The organism is Lacrimispora sphenoides JCM 1415, assembly GCF_900105615.1.
GTDB lineage: Bacteria > Bacillota > Clostridia > Lachnospirales > Lachnospiraceae > Lacrimispora > Lacrimispora sphenoides.
The window spans coordinates 3,546,701-3,559,580 of sequence record NZ_LT630003.1 but is presented as its reverse complement, the minus strand read 5'-3'; the positions used below and the strand labels follow the sequence as shown (position 1 = coordinate 3,559,580).

Here is a 12,880-nt window from a genome sequence, read left to right as displayed (position 1 = left end):
AGCATTATGAGTGATTATTATATTGAAGATCGTGAATGCGATTGTGATGAATGTCAGGACTGCAACTGCAATATCGTATGCGAACGTCCCAGAAAGCACTTAAAGCCAAACAGAACAATATTAAAATGCGGCAGCCAGGGAGGCGTAACCATACCATTGGCAACAGTTGCTGGTGCTGCATTTACTCTGGCCACTGTAAGCGTTGATACAAAAGCTTTAAAAAACCCATGCATTAAATTAGAATTTGCAAGTAATATCGTTACTACCGCTGCTGTAATTACTCTGAATTTCCAGGTATTCAAACAGTGTAAGGATATGCTGACTCCTATTCCCGTAGGACCAATCTGGACTTTCTCACGGCTTGTAGCTATTACTGAAGCTAACACCTTCACCTTCTTCGTTTGCGACTGTGATCTGTGCAATGATGACTGCTGCACTTACAGCGTAGTTGCTAGGGTTGCCGGCGCTGCTACGGTTGGCGTTACTTCTATTGATCATGCATCACTTTCCGCAATTATTGTAGACAATAACTGCAATTCCTGTAAATAGTAGGAAATGATTTAAGTACAAAAATGCTTTATAATTAGAAATTAATAGGAATGTATGGAAAATGACGTACCTCATGGCATGGGTCGGGACTCATAAAAATTTAAGATAATGGAGTAATGTATAGGCGGGTATCCGGAATTACGGGCCCGCCTATTTATAGAATTATATCATTTTCTGACTGCATTTTGACTGCAGGCCCCCTGGTTTTGACTATTTTCAGGTGGTAGCAGTTGGTGAGTTTGAAAGTCTCAAGAATCTCGATTTTAAGCGGAAAAGTACGCATTTAAAGGAGTGTGTAAAACCAACAGTATCATTTTGTGCATAGTTTGTCTAATTGGAGATATGGATTTTCTATCCTTACATTTTATAATAAAGGTAATAAACGAAGGAGGATTCAACCATGATCGTACCCAAACATTATGAAAATCTCCACTTGCTTCATGAGAACACCATGCCAAACAGGTCCTACTACATACCTGCTTCCCAAGCGCGATTTGACCTTGTGGAGCACAGGGAAAATTCTGACCGGTTTAAACTCTTAAACGGGACATGGAAATTCTGCTATTTTGACAGTATTTATGATGTAAAAGAGGAGTTTTTCCAGGAAGGCTATGATACCGGAAATTATGATGATATCCCGGTTCCCGGCTGTTTCCAGAACTATGGATATGACAGGCACCAATATACCAATATCCGCTACCCCTTCCCCATGGACCCACCCTATGTACCGGCTGAAAATCCATGCGGGGCTTATGTCCGCCATTTTATGTATGAAAGGGACGAGAATGCTCCCAGAGCTTACATAAACTTTGAAGGAGTGGATTCCTGTTTTTATGTGTGGCTGAACGGAAGCTATGTGGGATACAGCCAGGTATCCCATTCCACCAGCGAGTTTGATGTGACAAGTCTGATCCGTGAGGGAGAAAACACTTTAGCTGTTCTTGTTTTAAAATGGTGCGACGGAAGCTATCTGGAAGATCAGGATAAATTCCGCATGACCGGCATTTTCCGGGACGTGTATCTTTTAAAAAGGCCGGAAGAGGGAATTTTTGATTATTTTTTAACAACCTCCCGGGAAGAGAATCAGGTTCATATCCAGGCAGCAGTCACCTTTTTTGGGAAAGACGTTCCAATAAAAACTTTGGTATATGATCCCCAAGGGGAGCTGGCCGCCAGCCAGGAAGGAATCCCACAGGATGGAAGCCTTCTTTTGACTATAGATAATCCGGTGCTTTGGAATGCAGAGCAGCCTTACCTTTATACCTTTGTTCTGGAATGCCAGAATGAAGTGATCGTGGACCGCCTGGGAATCAGGGAAATCACCGTAAAAGACGGAGTGGTTTATTTTAACGGGGAGAAGATCAAATTCCATGGTGTCAACCGCCATGACAGTGATCCGGTGACAGGGTCCGTCATCAGCCTGGAACAGATGAAAAAAGACTTAAGGATCATGAAGGAGCATAATGTCAATGCAATCCGTACCAGCCATTATCCGAATGGGCCTCAGTTCTACCAGCTGTGCGATGAGTACGGCTTCTATGTCATTGACGAAGCAGACAATGAGAGCCACGGAACCAATTCCATTTACATGGAAGATCGTTCCATAGAAGCTGTGCATGGCCGCTGGAACAGGGCCATTGCAGATAATCCGGAGTTCACCCAGGCCACGGTTGACCGTACGCAGCGTTTGGTGCAACGGGATAAGAACCGGTCAAGTGTTGTGATCTGGTCCATGGGAAATGAATGCGCCTATGGCTGCACATTTGAAGCCGCTCTGGCCTGGACCAAAGCCTTTGATCCTTCCAGGCTCACCCATTATGAAGCGGCCCGTTACCGTGACCGGAGCAAGACTTATGATTTTTCCAATCTGGATTTATACAGCCGCATGTATCCGAAGCTGGAAGAAATTCATGAATACATTGGAAGAAATACCGGAAAGCCTTTTATCCTGTGTGAGTACAGTCATGCCATGGGCAATGGACCGGGGGATCTGGAAGATTATTTTAAGGTGTTTGACCAGTATGACCAGGTCTGCGGCGGGTTTGTTTGGGAGTGGTGTGACCATGCCATCTATCAGGGCAGGACCTTGGATGGAAAACCCATGTACCTTTATGGAGGAGATCACGGCGAGTATCCTCATGACGGCAATTTCTGTATGGACGGCCTGGTATACCCGGACAGAAGACCTCACACCGGTCTGATGGAATTTAAAAATGTGTACCGTCCGGCAAGGTTTGTTTCCTTTGACCAGGAAAAGAAGGAGCTGGTGCTTCAAAACCGCATGGATTTTATTGGTTTGAAGGATTATGCGGTAATTGAATATGAGGTGACCTGTGACGGAGCGGTCACCGCAAAGGGAATCCTTAAGGACGGAGAAATGCCGGAAATAAAGCCTCATGGCATAGGCAGTCTGAATTTGGACTTTAAGGTCCCTCAAAAGGGAAAATGTTATCTGAAGGTTCAGTATTTATTAAAGCAGAATACTGCCCTTTTAAAAGCCGGAAGCCTTTTGGGATTTGAAGAAATACTCCTTGAAAATGAAGATATGAGAAACCAGACCGGGGTTTGCCTGTTAAAAGAACAGGAGTCTAATGACGAGGAAAGGGCGTGCCCGGTGATTCGGGAAGATGACCGTTATCTTTATATAGACGGTACAAACTTTGCTTATACCTACAACAAGCTGACCGGCTGTTTCCAGGATATGTTGTTTGAAAACAGGACTCTTCTGGAGCGCCCCATGGAATATAACATCTGGAGGGCACCAACGGATAATGACAGATATATAAAGAATAAGTGGATGGAAGCCCATTATGACAGGGCCATATCCAGGGCTTATGAAACCTCTTATGAATTAAAGGATGGGCAGGTGGAAATAAGAACCATTCTGTCCGTTACTGCGGCTGTGATCCAGAGAATATTAATGATTGAGGCATTGTGGACCATCGGAAATGATGGAGTTTTGAATGGAAAGCTGGATGTGAAAAGGGATATGGAATTTCCAGAGCTTCCAAGGTTTGGCCTTCGCCTTTTCCTTCCAAAGGGCATGGATCAGGTAACCTATTATGGTCTGGGACCGGTGGAAAATTACCTGGATAAGAGAAGAACAAGCTATCACGGGTTATTTACTGCCGGGGTAAAAGAAATGCACGAGGACTATTTAAAGCCTCAGGAGAACGGAAGCCGGAGCGACTGTGATTTTGTAACGGTAAAAGGTGGGGGAGTTTCTCTTTCGGCAGCTTCAGAACGGACATTTTCTTTTAATGCATCGGTTTATACTCAGGAGGAGCTGACAGATAAAGCCCATAATTATGAGCTGGCAGTCTCAGGCTATACGGTCCTTTGCCTGGATTACCGCCAGGACGGGATCGGATCTGCAAGCTGCGGACCGGAACTTCGGAAAGAATACCGGTTTGATGAAGAGGAATTTGTTTTTGAAGTGAGATTGGTTCCTAAGAAAGCGGATATTTGACTTTCGTTTGACTGGATCGGTCAAGAGAGGAATCGATATTTCCACATATGTGAATAGAAATCTGTGTTTATATTATCAGGCAGGATCGTTGATGAAAAGCAGCGGTTCTGCCTGTTTTATTTCCTATTGGGGCTGTTTTAAAAAGTCTTTGTATTTGACTTGTGTTTTTTTATCATTGTCCGAAACTGGCTGACAGTAATGCCTAACTCCTTGCTTGCGGTTTCAAGGGTATAGATGCGCTTCTGCCATTTTTCATAAACCGGGTAAAACTCATCAGGAATGGGGGTAGGAAATCGGCCCAGATGCTTCCCCTGGGCTTTTGCAAGGGCAATCCCCTCTGCCTGACGCTGTTTGATGTTTTCCCGCTCCGCCTGTGCTACATAGGAGAGGAGCTGAAGGACAATATCGGAAATCAGGGTGCCGATCAGATCTTTATTTGTTCTTGTATCCAGAATGGGCATATCCAGAATCACAATATCAGCTTTTCTGGCTTTCACGATTTCCCTCCATTCTTCCTGTATGTCATCGTAATTTCTTCCCAGACGGTCAATGCTTTTTACAACTAGAACATCCCCCTCTTTTAATTTTCTTTTTAACTTTTGATATTGGGGCCTGTTAAAATCCTTTCCTGATAATTTGTCGCAATATATGTTCTTGTCAATAATGCCCCAGCGCAGAAGCTCTACCTTTTGCCGTTCTGTGTTTTGTTCTAATGAGGAGACCCTCATGTATCCATAAAAATTTTTCATTAAAATAACCTCCTGTCATTCTTAATTATGGCATGAGGTCAAGAGATTATTCTACTATAATAGTATTTATGAAAACAAAAGCCTGCAGGTCAAAATATAAAAATGAAAACCGAATAAATAAAAATGCTGTTCTATCGTGGATTCCTGCAAATAAAACGGGGATTACAGCAGTAGATTATTTGTTAAAAAGGTACACCTTTTTATCAAATATAAACAGCCTAAAAATACTACGTTTATTATAAGCACTATTTCGACAAAATACAACATATTTCACACATATTATTCTTATTCTCTTTACATTTTGCCAGTGATATCAAGGTGTACCTTTTTACTATTGTACTGTAACCAGCAGAACTAACAGTTATGCTTACGGCTGGCAGGCGGCAATTAATCAGTACAGGTTCAAATATAAGCAGATAGGAAAATACGCAAACTATGAGAGGAACACGGATTTGCGGCAGGGGGGGAGAGGTAAAAGTGGAAGTAAACAAAAATAAAAGTAATTTATACATATATGTAACTATGTATGTTTCGCCGCATCAAAAATAGGAGAGAAAGTCAGATTATTGATGGCAGAATTTTACAATAACAATCATATGAGGAAAATACACATGAAAATTGGAAAAGGAAACATACAGCGAAAAAAATACAGGAAAATTTCAGAGAAAATTGCAATCGTAATCACAGCAGCATTGCTTGTGGTTTTTGCTATTTTAAGTATTATAGTCGTCAGTCTTTCAGGCAATGAAACCGGTACAGCGGTACGCTCTGAGCTTACAAATTTGGCCCACGCAAATGGAAACCAGGTACAGGCGATCCTGGATGCAGCATCAAAACAGGCAGCAGCAATGCAGGATTATATTGGTAAGACCTATAACCAGGGAGCTGCGGTTATCTCATCTGCCGAGGACATCAAGGTAAAAAGCACGGTGTATCACACGGAAATGTCTGATTTAAGCATTGAAGTAGAAAATTATTTGCTTAACAGCATGTGCTCTGCGGTTGTGGCAGATGAGGATATCGTTGGGTTCGGAATCTTTTTTGAGCCTGGCAAGTTCGATAAAAGCATAGAGGATTATGGGTTTTATGTAAATCGTGAAGATGCTGCCAATAAAAAAGTGCAGCCTTTTGGAAAATACAGTGATTACAGTGATAAGGACTATTATAAGCCTGTGAAATTAACCGGCAAGCCTTATTTTACAAAGCCTTACGAATATCATGGCACTACCATGATCACTGCCGCATATCCCGTTATGAATAAAGATGAGTTCCGGGGAGTGATCGCAGCTGATATTGATGTTGGTCATTTTAATAAGATCACCACATCTTCCGAAGATTATAAAACACTATACGTTGGTATTCTTACAGATGATTTTACCACGGTATACGACAGTAGATTTGCCGAAGACATTGGCCATAATCTCTCTGAATTTTTAAAAAATCCGGAAGAAATGAAGAAGGTTACCGATGGAGCAGCTTTGGGAAAAGCATTTTCCTGTACCACTGTCCTTGAGGATGGGCATAAAGTATCCCGGTTTTTTTATCCGATTGATGTGGAAGGAACCCATTGGTGGGCACAGACTGCATTGGATACCTCTGACTTAAATAAAGATATCGAAATATTAACGGCTACAATTGTAACTGTTTCTGTTTTGTCGCTGGTGGCTGTGGCTGCCATCGTTATCATTGTTTTAAAGAAGGCGCTGAAGCCGATTAACGGTGTGGTTTCTGCCGCTGCTGAGATCGCTGCCGGTAATCTTGCAATACAGGTAGATACACAAAGCAATGATGAGATTGGGATTCTTTCCAGAACCTTTATGGAAATGGCGGAGAACTTGAGGTCCATCATTCAGGATATAAAATACTTATTAGAGGAAATGAGCGAGGGGAATTTCCGGATCGATACAAAATATGAGGAAAAGTACATCGGCGATTATCAGGAGATATTAAGTGCCATGAGAACCATTAACCGCAATTTAAGCGAAACCCTCGCGGAAATTAATACAGCCTCTGATCAGGTTTCGGCAGGAGCGGGGCAGATGTCAGACGGCGCACAGACTTTAAGCCAGGGAGCGGCTGAGCAGGCAAGTTCCGTGGAAGAACTTACGTCCAACATCACTGAAATTTCCCAACGGATCAAAAATAATGCGGACAATGCCAAACAGGCAAGCCGCTTATCGGAGGAATCAGGAGAGGAGGTTGCACAAAGCAACCAGCAAATGCAGCAGCTGATGAAGGCAATGGAGGAAATCACCGATACCTCTCAGGAGATCGGTAAAATTATCCACACCATCGATGACATTGCATTTCAAACGAATATCCTGGCTTTAAACGCCGCTGTGGAAGCGGCTCGTGCCGGCGAAGCGGGCAAGGGATTTTCTGTGGTGGCGGATGAGGTGCGAAACCTCGCAGGAAAATCAGCCGAAGCCGCAAAAAATACCACGGCACTGATCGAAAGCACGGTGGAGGCAATTGAGAAGGGCAGGTTACTGGCCGATCATGCTGCCGGCTCACTTCTTGAGGTAGTGGATGCATCTAAGAGCGTGGATGAAAGAATCCGGCAAATAGCAAAAGCTTCCGAGGAAGAGTCTTATGCGGTTACTCAGATTGCAGCAGGACTTGAACAGATTTCATCAGTTGTACAAACCAACTCCGCAACATCAGAAGAAAGCGCGGCTGCAAGCGAGGAGCTTTCGGGACAGGCACAGATGTTAAAGAGTCTGGTAAACAGATTTAAGCTAAGAGATTCAGGCGAAAGGATTGCGGCTCATAGGGCTCCAAACCCAGCCATAGAACCAGCTGATGATTTTATGACCGGCGGTAAATATTAATAGAAATACTCTGACAGCAGTGCCGGTGCCTGGCAATTTCAGGCCTCCGGCACTGTTTTTGTATAAATCATGGGAGAAGGTTCCCGGCCCACATGCCTCTAATTACCAGAATTAATGTGGTAAAAATCTGAATGGAAAAATAACGCCTGCCATGTTATGCTGATAATAAGGTTTCGTGGGACAAAAAGTGCGAAGGAGACGGCTATGCTTTGGAAACAGTTGCAGGAATTGCTGATGCTCTTGAGTCAGGAAGAATACAGAACGGCTTCGGCATTGGCGGAACAGCTGAAGGTCAGTGAGAAGACGGCTCGGCTGAGACTGAAGGATTTAAGCGGGCTGCTGGAAGGCCATGGAGCGGAAATAAGCTCAAAAGCGAGATATGGATATATACTTCGGATTCATGACCAGGAGAAATTTGACGCTTACATAAAGAAAGAAAGGGACAATACGGAGCATTTTCCGGAAAGAGAACATGAGAGAAGAGAATATTTGCTGGCATACCTGATATCCAGGATGGATTATATCAAGATCGATGAGCTTTGTGATTTTCTCTTTGTTTCAAAATCCACCCTGTCCAATTCTCTTAAAACGGTGGAAGGAATATTAAGGCGCTACGGCCTTTCCATTGAACGGAAGCCTAATTACGGGATCAGGATCCAGGGTGAGGAATTTGATATCCGCAGGCTGTTAAGCGATTATTTTATCAAGCGACAGGGCTTAACAGGGGTGGACATCAGCCATCAGGAAAGCGAAATGATCCATCTGGCAGAAGTGATTAAAGGTCTTTTAAAGAAGTATGGGATCCGTCTTTCCGAGATTGCCTTTGAGAATTTTGTGGAATATACCTATGTGGCCAGGAAGCGGATGAAGTCAGGCTTTTATCTTCGGCTGGACAAGGAAAACCTGCCGGAAATAGGGGGTAAGGAATCCGCCCTCATCCGGGAGCTTATTTCTTCTATCGGAACCCAGGAACAGATCGTCTATACGGCTGATGAGGAACATTATCTCCTACTGTATCTGGCTGGAAAAAGAATGATCGGAAGCACTCTGGAAAACGACATCAATTTTGTGATCAGGGAGCAGACCGACCAGTTAGCCCTTGCCATGATGGAGCTGGTAAGCAGGGAATACGGATTGGAAATGCATAATAATTTTGAGATACGGATGACCTTAAACCAGCATCTGGTCCCATTTGATATCAGGATCCGGTACGATATTCCGTTAAAAAACCCCATTCTGGAAGACATTAAGCAGAGGTATTGCCTGGCATATCAGATATCCTATGAAGCAGTAGGAGTCCTTAAAAAGCATTATAAAAAGGATATTTCCGAGGATGAGATCGGATATTTTGCCCTGATCTTCCAATTGGCCTTAGAAAAGGACAAGATGGATCCCTGCTCAGATATTCTTGTGGTATGCAGCACGGGAAAGGGTAGCTCCCGGTTATTAAAATACAAATATGAGAGTGAATTTTCCGGTTATTTAAGGAATATCTATGTCTGTGATCTTCTGGAGCTGGAGCATTTCGATTTCCAGAAGGTCGATTATATCTTTTCCACCGTTCCTATTCCCATGGAGGTCCCGGTGCCTATTGTAGAGGTAGGGGCATTTCTGGAAGCAGATGATATCCAGAAGATCACAAAAACCCTTAGAAGAGGTAACAGCCGTGGGATCATAAAGCGGTATTATACTCCGCAGCGCCTGCTTACAGGGATGGAAGGAAAGCATAAGGAAGATATATTAAAGGATTTATGCGGCGTGATCAAAAAGCAGGAAAAGGTGGATGATAATTTTTATGAGCTGGTGCTGGAGCGGGAAACCTTTGCCCAGATGGATTATGGAAATTATATCACCCTCCCGCACCCAAACCAGATCGCTTCAGAGGAAACCTTTGCTTATGTGGCGATCCTTAAAGAGCCGGTTATCTGGAACAAGCTTCCGGTCCAGATCGTCCTGCTGATTTCCATAGGAAGAAAAGAGGATAGAAACCGTCAGACCTTTTATGAAACGACTGCACGGTTTGCCCTTAATAAGGAAGCAGTGAAACGAATGATCCGGAAACCGGAGTATGAGACTTTACTGGATCTTCTGGAAGAATAAAGATACCACATTCAGACTGCGAGGAACTGCCAGATTGAATGTGGTATTTTTTTCGTTGGAGTTTTAAGCGGTCTGATGTTACCATAAAGACAAATGATTGAAGGAGGAAACAATACACATGCTGAGAAAAGATTTTCTGTGGGGAGGTGCAGTAGCTGCCCATCAGCTGGAAGGAGCCTGGAAAGAAGGAGGCAAAGGCGTCAGTGTTGCCGATGTGATGACAGCTGGAGCCAATGGAAAGGAACGGGAGATCACGGATGGTGTCATAGAAGGAAACTATTACCCCAACCATGAGGGCATTGATTTTTACCACCGATATAAAGAAGATATTCTTCTTTTCGCGGAAATGGGTTTTCAGTGCTTCCGCACCTCCATTGCCTGGACCAGGATTTTTCCTACGGGAGAAGAGTCAGAACCTAATGAAGAAGGCCTCCGGTTTTATGACGACTTATTTGATGAGTGCAGAAAGCATGGGATCCAGCCGGTAGTGACCCTGTCCCACTTTGAAATGCCATATGAACTGGCGGTTAAGTACGGCGGCTTTAGAAGCCGCATCTGTGTGGAGCTGTTCGTGAAGTTTGCCAAAGCTTGCTTTGAACGGTATAAGGACAAGGTGACCTATTGGATGACCTTTAACGAGATCAATAACCAGGCTGATTATGACGGAGACTTTGCACCATTTACCAACTCAGGACTTCGTTTTAAAGAAGGAGATAACCGGGAACATCTGATGTACCAGGCTGCCCATTATGAGCTGGTGGCATCAGCTCTGGCAGTAAAGGCGGGACATGAGATAAATCCTGATTTTAAGATCGGCTGTATGATGGCCATGTGCCCTATTTATCCCTACTCCTGTGATCCAAAAGATATGATGATGGCCATGTCTTCCATGCAGAAACGCTACTGGTTTGCTGATGTCCATGTAAGAGGGCAATATCCGGAATACATAAAGGCATATTGGAAACGGAAAGAGATGGTTCTTGATATCACATCGGAAGACTTGGAAGCGATTAAAGCAGGCTGTGTGGATTATATCGGATTCAGCTATTACATGTCCTTTACTGTGAAGCACAGGGACGATAATCCGGAGTATGATTACCGGGAAGGCCGGGACAGGGTGAAAAACCCTTATGTGCAGGCAAGCCAGTGGGGATGGCCCATTGATCCGGAAGGCCTTCGCTACACCATGAACTGGCTGTATGACAGGTACGGGCTTCCTCTGTTTATTGTGGAAAATGGCTTCGGTGCCTATGACAAGCCGGGAGATGACGGCATCATCCATGACGGGTACCGGATCGAATATTTAAAGGCTCATATCGAATCTATGAAAAAATGTGTGGAACAGGATGGAGTGGATCTCTTGGGATATACACCCTGGGGCTGTATTGACCTGGTATCTGCCGGGACCGGTGAGATGGAGAAGCGCTACGGATTCATCTATGTGGATAAGGACAATCAGGGAAACGGAACAGGAGAACGGAGCAGAAAAGAAAGCTTTTACTGGTTTAAGAAGGTGATTCAAACAAACGGAGAGGAATTATAGGAGGGGAAAGTATGTTAAAGATTCGGTTATTTTGCAATCAGGGAATGTCCACAAGCCTGCTCGTTAGTAAAATGAGGGAGGCAGCGGCTCAGGAAGGACTGGAAGCGGATATCATGGCATTTCCGGTCAATGACTTAGATGAAAATCTGGGCGGAGTAGACTGTGCCCTGCTTGGTCCTCAGGTAGGATACTTAAAGGACAAGGTTTTAAAGACATGTGAAAGTCATCAGGTACCAATGGATGTGATCCCTATGATCGATTACGGCATGTGCAATGGAAAAAAGGTTCTGGAGTTTGCACGGAAGCTGTCAGGTAAATGAGAAAAGAAAGGGAGGGACAGTGAGGATGAAAGATTTTTTGAATAATAAAGTGATTCCTAAAATGATGGTGTTTATCAATACAAAGGCAATTCGGGGATTAAAGGATGGTCTGCTGTATTCCATGCCAATGATGATCATCGGATCTATTTTCTTGCTTCTGGCAAATTTTCCATATACACCTTTTGCCAACTGGCTGGGGTCAGTAGGAATTACACCGGTGCTGAATCAGGTATATGAAAGCACCTTCAATATTATGGCTCTTATCGCTTCCATAGGCATTGCCTATACCTATGTAAAAAATGAGGGATATAACGGAATGCCGGCGGGGGTGATTTCCCTTTGTACTTATCTGCTGTTTCAGCCTTCCCAGGTAACCAACCAGGAGGGAGCTAACGTTGGCGTTATTTTTAAGACATGGACCGGCGGACAGGGAATGATCGGCGCTATCATGATCGGACTTATCGTAGGCTGGATCTATACCGTATTTTTAAAGAAAAACATTACCATTAAAATGCCGGATGGAGTACCAGACGGAGTTGCCACCTCTTTTACGGCCCTGATTCCGGGCGCGGTTGTTATTATCGCAGCCTCCATCATTTATGCGGTTGTTAAAAACATGTTTGCCACGACCCCAATGGAATGGATCTATAAAACCATTCAGATTCCGCTTCAGGGCCTGACCGATTCTTTTGGCGGAGTTGTTGCCATGGGATTTTTGATTCCGTTTTTCTGGTTCTTTGGAATTCATGGTTCAACCCTTGTTGGGGGAATCATGGGTCCCCTCCTTACGGCCAATACTGCCGCCAATCAGGCTATTCTTGACAGCGGACAGGAGCTTAATCTGGCAAATGGCGGACACATTGTTACCCAGCAGTTTCTGGATCAGTTTATGACGGTTACAGGGGCAGGGATTACCATTGGACTGGTAATCTATCTTACCTTTTTTGCCAAATCCAACCAGTGCAGGCAGGTGGGCAGGCTGGGAATCGGACCGGCATTCTTTAACATCAATGAGCCGGTGCTTTTTGGCACACCGGTGGTGTTAAACCCCATTATGGCGATCCCCTTCATGATCATGCCTGTTCTGTCCGGAACCATTCAGTATCTGGCAATTTATACAGGGCTTTGTCCCATGTATAAAGGGATTCTGGTGCCCTGGACCTGTCCTCCCATTATTTCAGGATTTTTGATCGGAGGCTGGAGGACGGCACTGCTTCAGGTGGGAATCCTGGCATTGTCATTCTTCGTGTACCTTCCATTTATCAGGGTTATCGACAAAATGTATGAGAAGCAGGAAAATCAGACCCAGGAATGATAAT

General features: G+C 44.2%; 8 protein-coding genes. 7 read left to right on the top strand and 1 reads right to left on the bottom strand.

The genetic code is table 11. The annotated features are described in order from the left end of the window. The first annotated feature begins 6 nt into the window (after window positions 1-6). Window positions 7-549 carry a DUF4489 domain-containing protein gene (locus tag BMX69_RS16135; RefSeq protein WP_100042913.1) on the top strand — a complete coding sequence of 181 codons (543 nt, stop codon included), beginning with the start codon at window positions 7-9 and terminating at the stop codon, window positions 547-549. 400 nt (window positions 550-949) lie between these two features. Continuing rightward, a complete protein-coding gene (locus BMX69_RS16130; protein WP_100042912.1) occupies window positions 950-4,018 on the top strand; it encodes a glycoside hydrolase family 2 TIM barrel-domain containing protein in 3,069 nt (1,022 codons plus the stop codon). 137 nt (window positions 4,019-4,155) lie between these two features. Here the strand turns inward: BMX69_RS16130 and BMX69_RS16125 are convergent, their stop codons facing one another. Beyond that, window positions 4,156-4,767, bottom strand: coding sequence for a recombinase family protein (locus BMX69_RS16125; protein WP_025229887.1), 612 nt, complete (start codon window positions 4,765-4,767; stop codon window positions 4,156-4,158). A 611-nt stretch (window positions 4,768-5,378) separates the two neighbouring features. On the opposite strand from BMX69_RS16125, the gene BMX69_RS16120 reads away from it, so the two are divergent. The 5 genes from BMX69_RS16120 (at window position 5,379) to BMX69_RS16100 (ending at window position 12,876) form a co-directional block, all read left to right on the top strand. Next, window positions 5,379-7,598 carry a methyl-accepting chemotaxis protein gene (locus BMX69_RS16120; RefSeq protein WP_160117921.1) on the top strand — a complete coding sequence of 740 codons (2,220 nt, stop codon included), beginning with the start codon at window positions 5,379-5,381 and terminating at the stop codon, window positions 7,596-7,598. A gap of 204 nt (window positions 7,599-7,802) precedes the next feature. Further along, window positions 7,803-9,698: a BglG family transcription antiterminator gene (locus BMX69_RS16115; protein ID WP_160117920.1), complete on the top strand. Its 1,896-nt coding sequence runs from the start codon at window positions 7,803-7,805 to the stop codon at window positions 9,696-9,698. Between the two features lie 118 nt (window positions 9,699-9,816). Then, a complete protein-coding gene (locus BMX69_RS16110) occupies window positions 9,817-11,241 on the top strand; it encodes a 6-phospho-beta-glucosidase (RefSeq protein WP_054790068.1) in 1,425 nt (474 codons plus the stop codon). Window positions 11,242-11,252: 11 nt separating this feature from the next. Beyond that, window positions 11,253-11,561: a PTS sugar transporter subunit IIB gene (locus BMX69_RS16105; RefSeq protein WP_092243147.1), complete on the top strand. Its 309-nt coding sequence runs from the start codon at window positions 11,253-11,255 to the stop codon at window positions 11,559-11,561. 25 nt (window positions 11,562-11,586) lie between these two features. Continuing rightward, a complete protein-coding gene (locus BMX69_RS16100) occupies window positions 11,587-12,876 on the top strand; it encodes a PTS sugar transporter subunit IIC (RefSeq protein WP_100042909.1) in 1,290 nt (429 codons plus the stop codon). Window positions 12,877-12,880 lie beyond the last annotated feature (4 nt).